The sequence below is a fragment of the Actinoallomurus spadix genome (assembly GCF_024055725.1).
GTDB lineage: Bacteria > Actinomycetota > Actinomycetes > Streptosporangiales > Streptosporangiaceae > Actinoallomurus > Actinoallomurus spadix.
Map to the genome: position 1 here is coordinate 93,161 of NZ_JAMXMX010000027.1, position 14,309 is coordinate 107,469.

At 71.9% G+C, this 14,309-nt stretch carries 11 protein-coding genes; 7 read left to right on the top strand and 4 right to left on the bottom strand.

All coding sequences use genetic code 11. From position 1 onward, the window contains the following. The first annotated feature begins 42 nt into the window (after positions 1–42). Entirely contained in the window at positions 43–2,952 is a 2,910-nt protein-coding gene (locus NE235_RS30835; protein WP_252809139.1) for a glycoside hydrolase family 35 protein, read from the top strand. Between the two features lie 65 nt (positions 2,953–3,017). Here NE235_RS30835 and NE235_RS30840 read toward each other — a convergent pair whose 3' ends face one another. After that, positions 3,018–5,102 (bottom strand): ArnT family glycosyltransferase, encoded by a 2,085-nt coding sequence (locus NE235_RS30840; RefSeq protein ID WP_252809141.1) that lies wholly within the window; start codon positions 5,100–5,102, stop codon positions 3,018–3,020. Between the two features lie 162 nt (positions 5,103–5,264). On the opposite strand from NE235_RS30840, the gene NE235_RS30845 reads away from it, so the two are divergent. From NE235_RS30845 to NE235_RS30855, 3 genes are all read left to right on the top strand, one after another. Then, positions 5,265–6,725 (top strand): benzaldehyde dehydrogenase, encoded by a 1,461-nt coding sequence (locus tag NE235_RS30845; RefSeq protein ID WP_252809143.1) that lies wholly within the window; start codon positions 5,265–5,267, stop codon positions 6,723–6,725. A gap of 180 nt (positions 6,726–6,905) precedes the next feature. Continuing rightward, a complete protein-coding gene (locus NE235_RS30850) occupies positions 6,906–7,931 on the top strand; it encodes a hypothetical protein (RefSeq protein WP_252809145.1) in 1,026 nt (341 codons plus the stop codon). Positions 7,932–8,020: 89 nt separating this feature from the next. After that, the gene (locus NE235_RS30855; protein ID WP_252809147.1) at positions 8,021–8,599 is read left to right on the top strand and encodes a Uma2 family endonuclease; all 579 of its coding nucleotides are present in this window, start codon (positions 8,021–8,023) and stop codon (positions 8,597–8,599) included. Here the strand turns inward: NE235_RS30855 and NE235_RS30860 are convergent, their stop codons facing one another. Both NE235_RS30860 and NE235_RS30865 read right to left on the bottom strand, forming a co-directional pair. Then, positions 8,600–9,184, bottom strand: coding sequence for a TetR/AcrR family transcriptional regulator (locus NE235_RS30860; RefSeq protein ID WP_252809148.1), 585 nt, complete (start codon positions 9,182–9,184; stop codon positions 8,600–8,602). It lies immediately after the preceding gene. Between the two features lie 2 nt (positions 9,185–9,186). Continuing rightward, positions 9,187–9,831 (bottom strand): hypothetical protein, encoded by a 645-nt coding sequence (locus NE235_RS30865; protein WP_252809150.1) that lies wholly within the window; start codon positions 9,829–9,831, stop codon positions 9,187–9,189. Between the two features lie 250 nt (positions 9,832–10,081). Here NE235_RS30865 and NE235_RS30870 point away from each other — a divergent pair, with 250 nt between their 5' ends. Continuing rightward, positions 10,082–11,308 carry an MFS transporter gene (locus NE235_RS30870; protein ID WP_252809152.1) on the top strand — a complete coding sequence of 409 codons (1,227 nt, stop codon included), beginning with the start codon at positions 10,082–10,084 and terminating at the stop codon, positions 11,306–11,308. A gap of 232 nt (positions 11,309–11,540) precedes the next feature. Here the strand turns inward: NE235_RS30870 and NE235_RS30875 are convergent, their stop codons facing one another. After that, positions 11,541–11,876 carry a hypothetical protein gene (locus tag NE235_RS30875; protein WP_252809154.1) on the bottom strand — a complete coding sequence of 112 codons (336 nt, stop codon included), beginning with the start codon at positions 11,874–11,876 and terminating at the stop codon, positions 11,541–11,543. A gap of 126 nt (positions 11,877–12,002) precedes the next feature. On the opposite strand from NE235_RS30875, the gene NE235_RS30880 reads away from it, so the two are divergent. Together NE235_RS30880 and NE235_RS30885 are read left to right on the top strand one after the other, a co-directional pair. Continuing rightward, positions 12,003–13,142 (top strand): helix-turn-helix domain-containing protein, encoded by a 1,140-nt coding sequence (locus NE235_RS30880; protein WP_252809156.1) that lies wholly within the window; start codon positions 12,003–12,005, stop codon positions 13,140–13,142. Positions 13,143–13,429: 287 nt separating this feature from the next. Then, positions 13,430–14,221 carry an SDR family oxidoreductase gene (locus tag NE235_RS30885; RefSeq protein WP_252809158.1) on the top strand — a complete coding sequence of 264 codons (792 nt, stop codon included), beginning with the start codon at positions 13,430–13,432 and terminating at the stop codon, positions 14,219–14,221. Positions 14,222–14,309 lie beyond the last annotated feature (88 nt).

Consider the following 14,309-nt stretch of genomic DNA (forward strand, 5'->3'; position numbering starts at 1 on the left):
TGTGTCGGAAGGTCCCCGCCTGTTGGAGCGAAAGGTGCCGTCGTGCGCTCACTTCCCCGTGTCCGCCGTCGGTTCGTCCTCCTCGTCGCCGTGGTCCTGGCCGTCGTGTGCGGCGGCGCGGTCACGCTGGCGGCGCGGCGCGGGCCGGACGGCGCGCGGCGGGCGCACGCCGCGCACACGGTGACGTACGACCACTACTCGCTGAAGCTCGACGGGAACCGCGTCTACCTGTGGTCGGCGGAGTTCCACTACTGGCGGCTGCCGAGCCCGGACCTCTGGCGGGACGTGCTGGAGAAGTTCAAGGCTGCGGGGTACAACGCGACGTCGATCTACTTCGACTGGGCCTACCACTCCCCGAAGCAGGGCGTGTACGACTTCACCGGCGTACGCGACATCGAGCGGCTCCTCACCATCGCGCAGCAGGTGGGCATCTACGTGATCGCGCGCCCGGGGCCGTACATCAACGCCGAGACCGACAGCGGCGGCTTCCCGGGCTGGCTGACGACGCAGAAGGGCCGGGCGCGGTCGAGCGCCCCCGACTACACCCAGGCGTACCGCGAGTGGCTGCGCCACGTCGACCCGATCATCGCCAAGCACCAGTACACCGACGGTACGGGACCGGTGATCCTCTACCAGATCGAGAACGAGTACGGCACCCACACCGACAAGGCGTACATGAAGGACCTCAAGAAGCAGGTCCGCGCCGACGGGATCGACGTGCCGTTCACCCACAACCACTGCTGCGGCGCCTCGAAGTGGGCGACCGGCGGCGGGTCGGTCGACCTGCCGGGCCAGGACAGCTACCCGCAGAAGTTCAACTGCTCGACTCCGGACCGATGGAACGGGCTGGCGACCCTGCCGCGCTTCCGGGACGACGCGCCGATCTTCACGCCGGAGTTCCAGGGCGGGGCGTACGACCCGTGGGGCGGCCCCGGCTACGACAAGTGCCGCACGCTCACCGGCCCCGACTTCGAGAAGGTCTTCTACAAGCACAATCTCGCGACCGGCGTCACGATGCAGAACTTCTACATGACGTATGGCGGGACCTCGTGGGGCTGGCTCGCCGACCCGAGTCACGTCTACACGTCCTACGACTACGGGTCGGCCATCAAGGAGGACCGGGAGCTGACGCCGAAGTACGACGAGGCGAAGCGGCTCGGGTACCTCACGCAGGCGGTGGCGCCGCTGACCAAGACCGACCCGGTCTCGGCCGGCAAGCCGACGAACGCCGACGTCACGCTCACCGCGCGGGCGAACCCGGACGACGGCACCCGCTTCTCCGTGCTGCGGCACCGGGACGCGACGTCCACCACGACCGAGACCACGCACGTGCCGATCGACCTGACGGCGGGGAGGCAGGGCGGCGCGGCGGTGTCCTACCCGTCCGTGCCGCAGGAGCCGGGCACGAAGATCAAGCTCGCTGGCCGGGACGCGAAGCTGCTGGTCGCCGGGTACCACCTCGGGTCGCAGCAGCTGCGGTACTCCACCTCGGAGATCATGACGCACGGCCGCATCGGCGACCGGGACGTCGCGCTGCTGTACGGGCGCCGGGGTGAGGACGGCGAGACCGTGCTGCACTACGACGCCGCGCCGTCGGTCACCGTGCTGTCCGGGAAGGTACGGCACGTCTGGAACGCCGGGCGCGGGGATCTGCGGCTGAACTACACGCACCAGGGGCTGGCGCGCGTGCTGGTCACGCCGCGCGGCGGCGTGCCGGTCCTGCTGCTCCTCGCGACGGACCAGGAGGCGGCGCGGTTCTGGCGGCAGGACACCGCCGCCGGGCCCGTGCTCGTCCGGGGACCGGAGCTCCTGCGGTCGGCGGCGGTCCAGGGTCCGGCGCTGGCCCTCACCGGTGACACCTCCGCGGTGACCGGCCTGGAGGTCTTCGCCGCGACGTCCGTGCGCACGGTCACGTGGAACGGCGCGCCCGTACGGACCACCGGAGACGACACCCTCACCGGGCGGCTCGCGGGGCCGCGGCGCGTCACCGTTCCCGCGCTGACCGGCTGGAAGGTGCGCGCGGAGTCGCCCGAGGCGCGGCCGGGCTTCGACGACCACGGCTGGACCGTGGCGAACAGGACGACGACGAACAACCCGACACGGCCCGCCACGGCGCCGGTGCTGTACGCCGACGACTACGGCTTCCACTACGGCGACGTCTGGTACCGCGCGCACTTCACGGCGAAGGGCGGGGAGACCGGCGTCACCCTGACCGCCGGAACCGGCAAGGCCGGCGTGTACTCGGTCTGGCTGAACGGGAAGTTCCTCGGCAGCAGTGGGGACGGCCGGCACACGTTCGCCTTCCCCGCCCGCGCGGCCGCGAAGGGCCGGGACAACGTGCTGTCCGTGCTCGTGGAGAACATGGGCCACAACGAGGACTTCGACGCCACGGACACCCACAAGGAGCCCCGCGGCCTGACCGGCGCGAAGCTCCGGGGATCGGCCGCCCCGCTCACCTGGCGCATCCAGGGCGGCGAGGGCGGGGAGGAGCTGCCCGACCCCGCGCGCGGCCCCTTCAACACGGGCGGCCTGTACGGCGAGCGGAACGGCTGGCACCTGCCCGGCGGTGCCGACGCCGGCTGGACGGCCACGACCCTGCCGCGCCGCGACACGAGGCCCGGCGTCTCCTGGTACAAGACGACCTTCGACCTGAACCTGCCGAAGGACCAGGACGTGCCGCTCGGCGTGACGTTCACCGACGACCATTCCCGGCACTACCGCGCGCTGCTGTTCGTCAACGGCTGGCAGCTCGGCCGGTACGTCAACGACGTGGGCCCGCAGCGGAGCTTCCCGATCCCGCCGGGCATCCTGCGCGCGAACGGCCGGAACACCCTCGCGATCGCGGTGTGGAACGAGGACGGGAAGACCGGCGGTCTCGGCCAGGTCGCCCTGCGGCAGTACGCCGACCTGGCCACGAGCCTGCGGGTCGCGGACGTCACCACCCCACGCTGATCACCCGGTCGAAGACCGGCCGGCCAGGTGGGTCAGCGCATCGGTCCGCGATTGTCCCGTGCCCGTCACGCCGTGCCCTCGACCTGGGACGACAGGTCGTACACGGTCGTGCCGCCGACCGTCTCGGCGGTGAAGTTCCGCTGCACCCAGGCCGCGATCCGCTGGGCCACGTCACTGCCGCCGGAGCTCGTACCCCGCACCATCCCCGTCGTCGACCCGCCGATGAAGTAGTGGATCCGCCCCGCGCGGACGTACTCCTGGAACCGCCGCAGGCCCGGCGCCGGGTCGGTGCCGTTGAACCCGCCGATCGCCATCACCGGCTCGCCGGTCGCCAGCTGGTACCCGGCGGCGTTGTTCGACCCGACCGTCGCGGCGACCCAGGTGTACGAGCGGGCGTTCTTCTCGAGCGCGGCCGTCAGGGCGGCGCTCGGGGTGGTGGCGTTCAGCAGCCCGCCCGGGCCGCCGCCGCCCGGCCCGCGCATGCCGCCGCCCGGCGGCTGCGCCGACCCCCCGCCACCGGCACGCGGCCCACCGGGGAACCCGCCGCCCGGAAGACCGCCGCCGGGGAACCCGCCGCGGCCACCGCCCTGCGGCCGGAAACCGCGCCCCATGCCCCCGGCACGGCCGCCGAACCCCGGCATCCCGCCGCGCCCGGACGACGGTCCCGCCGTCGGGATCGCCCCGGTGTGCGGAGTACCGGCCGTCTCGACCGCGTACGCCGCCGGTCCGGCGATCGACGTCAGCGCGGCGACGATGAGCGCCGCGCCGAGCAGCCGGCGCGGGGCGCGACCGGCCGAGGCGAGCAGCGCGGCGGCGAGCAGGCCGCCGACCAGGACGACGAACCGCAGCCAGGGCACGAAGTCCGGGGTACGGCCGAGCAGGACATAGGACCACCAGGCGGTCAGCGCCACCGTTCCGGCGAGGGTGAAGGACGCGACCGGCCGGCGCCGTTCCCGCCACAGCACCGCCGCGCCCATCCCGGTGAGCGCCGCGACCGCCGGGGCCAGCGCGACCGTGTAGTACCCGTGGAAGATCCCCTGCATGAGGCTGAACACCAGGCCGGTCACCAGCAGCCAGCCGCCCCACAGCGCGAACCCGGCGAGCTCGCGGCGGCGCTCCCGGCCGCGCGTCAGCCACAGCCCGGCGGCGAGCAGGACCAGCGCCGCGGGCAGCAGCCACGCGACCTGCCCGCCGAGCTCACTACCGAACATCCGCATCGGCCCGGCGTCCTGGTTGAGGTTGCCGAGCCCGCCGGTCTCGTCGCCGTTCAGCCGGCCGAGGCCGTTGTAGCCCAGGGCCAGCTCCAGCACGCTGTCGTGCTGGGAGCCGCCGATGTACGGGCGGGAGCCCGACGGCACCAGGGCGACGATCGCGACCCACCATCCCGCCGCGACGACCAGCGCGACCCCCGCGAGGAGCAGCTGCCCGATCCGCCGTCGTACGGGCGCCGGCGCCAGGAGCAGGTACACCAGCGCGAACGCCGGCACGACGAGGAACGCCTGCAGCATCTTGGCCAGGAAGCCCAGCCCCACACAGGCCGCCGCGAACACCAGCCACCGGGTGCTCGCGCCCTCCACCGCGCGCACCACCCCGTACGCGCCGAGCGTGAGCAGCAGCACGAGCAGCGCGTCCGGGTTGTTGAACCGGAACATCAGCGCGGCCACCGGCGTGGTCGCCAGGACGGCCCCCGCGAGCAGCGCCCCGCCGATCGCCGTGCGGTCAGCGCGCGGGCCGAGCGAGCGCCGCACCGCGGCGTACACCACCCCGACCGTCGCGACCCCCATGAGCGCCTGCGGCACCAGGATGCTCCAGGCGTTCACCCCGAAGACCCGGGCGGTCAGCTCCATCGGCCACAGCGCCATCGGCGTCTTGTCGACGGTGATGAAGTTCGACGCGTCCGACGATCCGAAGAAGAACGCCGCCCAGCTGCGCGTGCCGGCCTGGACGGCCGCCGAGTAGAAGGAGTTCGCCCAGCCGGAGGCGCCCAGCCCCCACACGTACAGCACCGCGGTGGCCGTGAGCAGGGCGAGCAGCGCGGGCCGCGCCCACACCGGGTCGCCGTCGGGCCCGCGCAGCGCCCGGCGCGCCAGGCGGCCGGTGTCCCGCACGCGGTGTTCGGGCTCGGCCTGCCGGGGTGGTCCGGAGGTCATCGATGTCATGGGACCACGGTCGGCGGCGGACGTCAGCGGTCCCTGAGCCGACGATTAAAGGCGGCTGAGAATCCGCCGTCGCGCCCGGAAGACGGCATGGGCATCGCCTCATCTCCGGCGTAGGCTGGCGAACCCCCTGAACAGCACGAAAGGTGCCCAGAGATGGCCTTGCTCGACGAAACGCCCTGGAAGGGATCCGTGTTCGGCGGACGCTGGTACGAATCGTCCGGAGGAGACACGGCCGTCGTCGAGCCCGCCACCGGCGCCGAACTCGCCCGCGCCGGCATCGCCGTGGCGGAGGACATCTCCCGGGCCGCGGCCGAGGCGGCGAAGGCGCAGCGCGCGTGGGCCGCCACGTCCTTCGAGGAGCGCGCCGCCGTGCTCCGCCGCGCCGGCCTGCTGTTCGAGCGGCACGCCGCCGAGATCGAGCAGTGGATCGTCCGCGAGACCGGCGCGATCCCGCCCAAGGCGGCCCTGGAGACCCACATCGCCGCCCAGGAGTGCTACGAGGCCTCCGCGCTCGCCTCCCACCCCCTCGGCGACATCCTGCCCACCGCGAAGAAGCGGCTCAGCCTCGCCCGCCGGGTGCCCGCCGGCGTCGTCGGGGTCATCGCGCCGTTCAACTTCCCGCTCATCCTCGGCATCCGATCCGTCGCCCCGGCCCTCGCGCTCGGTAACGCCGTCGTCTTCAAACCCGACCCGCGTACGGCCGTGGCCGGCGGCGTCGTGGTGGCCCGCGTGTTCGAGGAGGCCGGGCTGCCCGAGGGAGTCCTGCACATGCTCCCCGGCGGCGCGGACGCCGGCGAGGCGCTGGTCGCCGACCCGCACGTCCGCGTCATCTCGTTCACCGGCTCCACCGCCGCCGGCCGCGCGGTGGGCGCGGCCGCCGGACGCCACCTCAAACGGGCCCACCTGGAACTCGGCGGCAACTCGGCCCTCATCGTCCTCGACGACGCCGACCTCGACCTGGCCGTGTCCGCGGCGGCGTTCGGCTCCTTCATGCACCAAGGGCAGATCTGCATGACGACCGGACGGCACCTCGTGCACGAGCGCGTCGCCGGCGAGTTCGTCGAACGACTCGCCGCCAAGGCCGACGGCCTGCCCGTCGGGAACCCCGCCACCGACCAGGTCGCCCTCGGCCCCATCATCGACGAGCACCAGCGCGACCACGTCCACGCGCTGGTCACCGCGAGCGTCGACGCGGGCGCCCGGCTGGCCGCCGGCGGTACCTACGACGGACTGTTCTACCGCCCGACGGTCCTCGCCGACGTCACCCCGCGGACCCCGGCGTACGCCAACGAGGTCTTCGGCCCCGTCGCCCCGGTGAGCGCGTTCGGCTCGGCGGAGGAGGCGGTCGCCCTGGCCGCCGGCACCGAGTACGGCCTGTCGCTGGGCATCCTGACCCGTGACGTCATGAAGGCCCTCGACCTGGCCGACCGGATCCCGAGCGGCATCGTGCACATCAACGACCAGACCGTCGACGACGAGGCCGTCGCCCCGTTCGGCGGAGTCGGCGCGTCGGGAACCGGCTCGCGCTTCGGCGGCGCCGCGGCCAACATCGAGGCGTTCACCGAGACCCAGTGGGTGACCATGCAGGGCGACATCGCCCGCTACCCCTTCTGAGCACCGAACCGCCCGGGCCGACCGGCCGTGGGGCGCGGACGCCTCGCCGGAGGGCCGACGGCCGCGGTCCGGAGGAGACCGGCGCGCCCCTACCTTCGTCGGGCGGACGCCGACCGGCGGATCGGGCCCCTGGACCGACGGCGCTATCGGGGATGCCCACCGGACCGGCAGGCTCGCACCATGAAGGACGGAGACGTTCGACAGGCCGCGACCCGGCCCGGCCGGCCGCCGCTGCGGCGGCGCGTCGCCCCGGCCGTCGCCCTCTTCATCCTCGCCCCCGCCATCGGTGAACTGCTGCTGGGCAATCTGCGGGTCGAGGAGACGGTGGCCTTCCTGCCCGTGCTCGCCCCGCTTTACGGCGGCGGCGCCCTGCTCATCCGCGAGACGGCGCGGCGGGCCGGGCGTGGACCGGCCACGATGCTGATCCTCGGCGTCGCGTACGGCCTCCTCGAAGAGGGGCTGGCCGACCAGATGCTGTTCAACCGGCACTACGCCGGGAACGACGAGATGGGCGACACCTACATCCCCGCGCTCGGGATGGGCGGCTGGCTCACGATCGGCGTGCTCACCATGCACGCCGTCTGGAGCACCAACGTCGGCATCACGCTGGTCGAGGCGCTCGTCCCCGAACGCTCCGAGACGCCCTGGCTGGGCCGCCGCGGACTCGTCGTCACCGCCGCCGTCTTCGTCTTCGGCACGGCCGTGACCATCTGGGGCACCCATCACGACGAGCACTTCTTCGCCACCCCGCCCCAATTGCTCGGCACCGGAGCCGTCATCGCCGTGCTCATCGTGGTGGCCTTCCGCCGGCGACCCGCCGGCCCGCTTCCCGGGAACCCTCCTCGACCGGTCGTCGCCGGGCTGGTCGCCTTCGTCGCCTCGGGCGCGTTCCTGTCCACCGCGGACCTGCCCGGCTGGTGGAGCGTCGCCGCGGCCGTCGCCCTGCCGGCCGCCACAGTCCTCGTGGTCGGCCGCTGGTCCCGGCGGCGGGGCTGGGGCCGCACGCACCGGCTCGCCCTGGCCTCGGGCGCGCTCCTCACCTACGCCTGGACCGGAATCGCCATGCGCCCCGAGTCAGGTCCAAAGCGGACCGCCGACTACATCATGAACGCCACCCTCGCCCTCGCCGCCGTCCTCCTCATCGCCTGCGCGGCCCGGAGAGCGCACGGGTCCCGTCCGCCGTCGCCTGTCACCGAAAAAGACTGATCCTCTCGTGAACGGCCGGGTGTCACCGCTCGACGCTCGCTACCCTTCGCATCGAAGGGTCACGAATCAATCTCGGAGTGTGAGAGCGCATGGCGATGCCGTTCCCGGTCACCTCCGCGCACGGTTACTACACAGTCGCTGACTGGCTGAATCTCCCGGAGATCGAGGGACGGCGCGTCGAGCTCATCGACGGGAGCTTCGTCGTGAGCCCGCCTCCGCTGTCGGATCACCAGGTCTGCTCGGCAAGGCTGTCGACGATTCTGGCGGCGGCCGCGCCGGAGAACATGGAAATCGTCGGACCCTGCGGTATCCGAACGGCGACCGAGGTGCCGATTCCCGACATCGTGGTGGGTGACGCCGACGCCATCCTCGCGGGGGTGGCGGCGCTACTGCCCGAGCAGACGCATCTCGTCGCAGAGATCGTCAGTCAAGGGAACCGGCGACGGGATTACCAGGACAAGCCGCGCATCTACGCGGCGGCCGGCATCCCCACCTTCCTCCGGATCGAGCTGATCGGGGTGAATCCGCCGTACGTGGAGGTGTTGAGCCTGCGTGACGGCGCCTATGTCGGCGTCGCTCACGTCGATGCCGGGCAACTCGTGAAGCTGACCGATCCGTTCCCGGTCGAGTTCGACCCCGCGCGGCTGCTCGGCCGGCGTTTCCGCTGATCACCGCTCCGGACGGCGGTGGGACGCCAGAGTACGGAACGCCGTGTCGAGGGCGTCGATGAGATGGTCGAAGGTGAGGTCCAGGGACTCCGGGAGGCCGAAGCCGCCGGCCGCCTCCAGCGAGACGAGGCCGTGGCAGACGGTGCGCCACATGCGGATCGCGTGGATCAGGTCCGGGCCCTCCAGTCCGTAGCCGCTGATGGCGGCGGCCGCTACGGCGACCGCCTGATCGCTCACCATGGTGTACTCCTCGTCGCCGGGCGCCGGGGCCTGCACGCTCGCGGCGTAGCGGCCGGGATGGGTGACGGCGTAGGCCCGGTAGGCGCGGGACGCCGCCCGCAGGCTGTCCCGGCCCGTCAGCCCGACGGCCGCCCGGGTCACGGCGCCGGTGAGTTCACGGATGCCCAGCAGCGCCACGTCCCGTTTGACGGCTTCGAGCCCGTCGACGTGCTTGTAGAGGCCGGGGAGGGAGACACGGCACCGCTGGGCGACCGCCGCGAGGGTGAGCCGGTCCAGGCCCACCTCGTCGGAGACGGCCGCCGCTTCGGCGACGATGCGCTCGGGGGTCAGTCCAACGCGGGGCATGGTCACCGACCGTATCGCCCGAGCACGACCCCGGCGCCGGTGACGAAGACCAGCAGCAGGATCAGGGCGGGCGCGGCCAGCAGGGCGAGGCTCTGCAGGAGGAACAGGTAGACGACGCCGGACGCCGCGATGGACACGGCGAGCGCGGCTCCCGCGTACCGCAGCCACCGGGGGAGCGCCCCTGACGCGGCGGCGGCCGCGCCGACGACGGCCAGGGCGAGCATCTTCACCCCGTCCAGCCGGTCGCCCGCCTGGAACAGCAGGTGCGCGGTGCCGGGCGCGGTCGTACGGGACAGCGCCACGCCGAGCACGAACTGGATCAGGGAGATCGTCGCGGCGATCGCGCCGGCGATCCCGAGGGTCCGGGCGGTGCCGGCCGATCCGTCGCGGCGCGCGGCCCGGGCCAGCGCGACGGAGACGATCGCCAGGCCGGCCGCCGGAAGGCCCTCGGTCAAGGCGAACTGGGCCGCCACGACGCCCTCGTGCCCCGCGAAGGCCGTGACGATCTCGCTCCCGGAGGCGGTGAGCTTCGGGCTGGGCGCTCCGAGGGACAGCCCGGCGACCCAGGACAGCGCGTACGCCACGCCGGTGACGGCGGGGACGGTGAAGAGGCGGGGACGAACGGGCGCGGCGGCCGAGACGTGCATTGGTGCTCCTCGAGACAGCAGAAGTTAATGCGATTAACTTCAAGTTAGTCGCATTAACTTCGCGCCGCAAGGTGTCTCGCCGATCAGCCCGAGGCGTCAGCCCGCCGCCGAGGAGGCTCTTCCCGGCGAGCGAGGATCCGGCGTCATCCCTCGGCGGCCACGGTGACGCCGCGAACTCGCCAGCACCCGGCCACGGACGCCGGTTGGGTGGAGGACATCGCTGTCACATCCCTCCTAGGACGGGGTTCGAATGTCCACGCTCACCACTTCGGCCGGTGACTCCGCCACATCGGCCCGGTCGGCACGGGCCGGGTGGCCCGCGGTGCTGGCGGTGATGCTGGGGATCTTCTCGATCGTCACCACCGAGATCCTGCCGATCGGACTGCTGACGTCCATCGGCTCCAATTTCACCGTCTCCGACGGCACCGCCGGATTGATGATGACCATGCCCGGTTACCTCGCGGCGGTCTCCGCGCCGCTGGTCACCGTGGCGACCGCCCGGATCGATCGGCGGCTGATGCTGTGCGCCTTCATGCTCCTGCTGGCGTCGGCGAACCTCATCGCCGCCACCGCGACGACGTACTGGGCGGTGCTCGTCTCACGCGTCCTCGTGGGCGTCGTCATCGGCGGTTTCTGGTCCATCGGCCCGGGACTGGCCGGCCGTCTGGTCCCGGAGGGGAACGCGCGCAGGGCGACGGCCGTCATCTTCTCGGCCGTTCCGCTGGGCTCGGTTCTCGGCGTGCCGTTGGGGACGCTGATCGGGGACCTGGGAGGGTGGCGGGTCAGCTTCGTGGCGCTCGGCCTGCTGTCCGTGGCGGTGCTCGTCGCATTCGCCGTGCTGATGCCCCCGCTGCCCGCCGAGCGGATCACGCGGCTCGCCGTCCTCCGCGGCACGCTCCGCGGCGTGGACACCCGGTACGCGCTGCTGGTGACGGTTCTCGCCGTCCTCGCGCACTTCGGCGCCTACACCTACGTGACGCCCTTCCTGGAGCGGGTCACCCAGGTGTCCTCCGGGCGGATCACGCTGTTCCTGCTGGCCTACGGCGTCGCCGGCCTCGCCGGGAACTTCCTGGCGGGCGCCGCCGTCGCCCGGCGTCCGCACATCACGTTCGGCGTCGCCGGAGGCCTGATCGCCGCGGCCACGCTGGCGCTTCCGTACCTCGGCCGGTGGGAGCCGGGTGCCACCGTACTGCTGATCGTGTGGGGGGTGGGCTACGGCGCTGTCCCGGTCTGCTCGCAGACCTGGTTCGTCAAGGCGGCCCCGCACGCGCCGGAGGCGGCCTCGGTCTTGTTCACGGCCTCGTTTCAGGCGACCTTGTCGACCGGCGCCCTGGTCGGCGGCCTCGTCGTGGATCGCACGTCCCTGCGGGCCGCCATGCTGCTCGGCGGGGCCACCGCCGTGATCATGGTGATGACCGTGGTGGGCCGTCATCGCCGGGTCATCGCGACCCATCCGGCCGGCCGGAGTGCGACCTGAGGCGGTCACGCAGTTCGAAGGCCGTCCGCGTCACTTCCATCTGCGCGCGGCCTCGTACGGCGATCCAGGCAGGCGCGAAGGGGTCGTGCAGAATCCCCCAGCGGGGGAACTCCCGGCGCAGGCGGGCCAGCCACAGCGCCGGGTCGGTCCCGCCCAGGTCTCCCCGTCGGGGACCGGGTTCGTGGTCGACGCGTGTGTCGCGCGGACCCGGAAGACCGCCGGCCTCCATCGGTCAGCCGTCCTCGGAGTCGCCGACGCGGAGGACCTTCGCGATGAGGTCGGCCGCGTGCGTGATCTCCTCGGCCGCGCACATGTACTCCGTCTCCAGTGGCGCTTTCCGGGACGGGCCGGTCCAGCACCAGTACCAATGGAGTGAGCGGTCCGCGTGACCGCACAGTGCCACGTACTGCGACAGTCGTGACGCCGCCGGATTCCACGCCATCACCGCCGCCGCGCCGACCCGGACGGTCAGGCCCCGTTCGGTGAGGGCGGTGGAGAGTTCGCCCAGTCGGGTCGCGATGAGTCGTGCTTCTCTGGACGTTTCGCCGTCCGGCTCCTGTGCGGCCATAATCGTGCCTTTCGATCAAGGTTTCCGGGGGGCGGAATACTCGTCTCTTCTCGGCGTCGCCTTATCGTTTCGGCCACCTCCTGTAATCGGGTAGTGCGTAATCGCGACCGGTTATAGCCTGTCGCCGTGGAAGCGCGGAGCCTGGCAGAAGCCCTCAAATTGATCATGAAAAGCCGCCGGTGGTCCCAGGTGAAACTCGCCCGGGAGCTGGGCATGTCGCAGGTCTGGGTCTCGCAGGTCTCGCGTGAACGGCGCGATCCAGGGATCATCAAGGCGAGCAGGCTTCTCGCCCGCGTAGGCTGGGAGTTGCGCATAACGCCTATAGGGGAGGAAGAGGATCCCTTGAAGCGGAGATCATTCATCGCAACGGCGGCCTCGGTCGCACTTCTGCCGTCGGCAAAGGTCGGCCCCTATGAAGATCCGCATTATCTCCGTGCGCTGGCGACACAACTTCGCACCACGCGGTACGAGATCGGCGGAGTTCCGCTGGTCGCGACCGCTTTACGGCACCTCGGTAGGATCGGGCACTCGATCAACGCACTCGACCCGGACGTTCAGGTGGCATCGGCCGGCCTGGCCCGCGCGGCATCCGTGGTGCTGTACGACGCCCGTATGTTCGACAAGGCGGAAAAGGCGGGCAACTTCGCGTTGATTCTGGCGAAAAGGGCCGATCATGCTGAGGACACGGCTAACGCGTTCGAGTTGTTGAGCCAGGTCAGCTCTTACCGAGGCGACCACCGGCGAGCGGCCATGTACGCACAACGCGGTCTCGGGCTTCCGGCGCTCACGGATGAGTGCAAGGCGCGGTTGAGCGTCCGGTTGGGCGTCTGTCTCGCTAAGACGAACGCAGGCGGTACCGAGCGCCGGTCCCGCAACCTGCTCGACATCGCGCACGGCTATGACGGCGCCTCGTCCAAGAGCGGAGCGATGATTCTGGGAAGCTCCGGCATCGTTCTCAGTCACCTCGGTCACCATGAAGAGGGCGAGCGTTACCTCGATGAAGCGGTGCGCCGCTTCCAGGGGCTCCCGCTCCTCCATGGCCTGTGGCTCGGTGAAAGCGCGCACGCGGCGCTGCGGGCGGCCGATCCGAACCGGGCCGCGCACCAGATGCGGGCCGTCGCCCGGCTGAGTCCTCTGATCACCTCGTGCCGATTCGACCAGAAGGTCGATGAGATCCTGGCGGAATCCGCGCGGTGGGCGAGTGTGCCGGAGATGCGGGAGGCGCGTGAGCAGTTGAAAGCCGTACAGCCCTCGGTGAAAGCCTGACCGGCCCAGCGATCGCGATCCGGGCTGAGCAGAGGCCCGGCACCGGCGTTCGCGTGCGGTCAGCCCGGTCATCCGGAGATGGAGCCAGTACCGCTCTCATGCAGCGGTGAGTACCGGTCTCATGCATGCCTCGCTGCCGGTCTCATGCAGTGATCGGTACCACTTCGCCGCAGCCGGGTCCGCGACGTACGGACGTAGGGAAGGTGGCCGGGGGACTCCTATGAGCGCTGGTCCCGGGCGGGGCGCGGTCTGGATCGTACGGGCGGTGCGGCCGCAGGGTGGTCGGCATGAGCAACGCAACAATCAGGTCCGATGGCGCAGTTGGTCCTCTCGCCGGTCGCGTCGCGGTCGTGACCGGTGCCTCCAGTGGGATCGGCGCGGCGACCGCCCGTCGGCTGGCCGCCGGCGGGGCGTCCGTCGCCGTGCTGGGCCGGCGCGAGGACCGCCTGAAGGAACTGGCCGACGAAATGCGGCCTACGGCGGCGGGAGCCGTGCTGCCGCTGGCCGTCGACCTCACCGATCCCGAGGGTGTTCGCGCCGCGGCCCGTACGGTCGGCGCGGAACTCGGGGCGGTGGACCTCGTCGTCGCGAGCGCCGGGGTGATGCTCGGCGCGCCGTTCGAGACGGCGGGAACCGACGAGTGGGAGCGCATGATCGACGTCAACCTGCGCGGCCTGCTGCACACGTCACGCGCGTTCACCGACGACCTGATCGGCGCGGCGGCGAAGGGCGGTCCCGCGGACCTCGTGTACGTCGGCTCGGTGGCCGGGCACGCCCTCTATCCCGGCTGGTCGGTCTACTCGGCGACCAAGGCCGCCGTCGCCCACCTCACCCGCAACCTGCGGGCCGAGCTCGGGCCGCGTGGCGTCCGCGTCAAGAACGTCGAGCCCGGGGTGACCCTCACCGAACTGGGTGCGGACATGCGGGACGCCGAGATGACGGAGGCTCTGGCGCAGATGCGCGCCGGCATGCGTCCGCTGGACCCCGAGGACATCGCCGAGGCCATCGCCTTCGCGGTCGCGGCCCCGCCCCACGTCAACGTGGCCGAGCTCGTCGTCGTCCCGGTCGAACAGGGCTGAGTGTCCGAGCGTTGCGCCGTCTCCCTTCGATCGTCTGGCCCTGGGCGGCGCGCAGGTGTTTTTCGGCGGGGCCGTGGCCGGGCACTCG

Bases quoted from the DNA above. Each gene is read 5' to 3' on its own strand.
- NE235_RS30840 (WP_252809141.1), bottom strand. From the start codon at position 5,102: ATGACCTCCGGACCACCCCGGCAGGCCGAGCCCGAACACCGCGTGCGG.
- NE235_RS30845 (WP_252809143.1), top strand. From the start codon at position 5,265: ATGGCCTTGCTCGACGAAACGCCCTGGAAGGGATCCGTGTTCGGCGGA.
- NE235_RS30850 (WP_252809145.1), top strand. From the start codon at position 6,906: ATGAAGGACGGAGACGTTCGACAGGCCGCGACCCGGCCCGGCCGGCCG.
- NE235_RS30855 (WP_252809147.1), top strand. From the start codon at position 8,021: ATGGCGATGCCGTTCCCGGTCACCTCCGCGCACGGTTACTACACAGTC.
- NE235_RS30860 (WP_252809148.1), bottom strand. From the start codon at position 9,184: ATGCCCCGCGTTGGACTGACCCCCGAGCGCATCGTCGCCGAAGCGGCG.
- NE235_RS30865 (WP_252809150.1), bottom strand. From the start codon at position 9,831: ATGCACGTCTCGGCCGCCGCGCCCGTTCGTCCCCGCCTCTTCACCGTC.
- NE235_RS30870 (WP_252809152.1), top strand. From the start codon at position 10,082: ATGTCCACGCTCACCACTTCGGCCGGTGACTCCGCCACATCGGCCCGG.
- NE235_RS30875 (WP_252809154.1), bottom strand. From the start codon at position 11,876: ATGGCCGCACAGGAGCCGGACGGCGAAACGTCCAGAGAAGCACGACTC.
- NE235_RS30885 (WP_252809158.1), top strand. From the start codon at position 13,430: ATGAGCAACGCAACAATCAGGTCCGATGGCGCAGTTGGTCCTCTCGCC.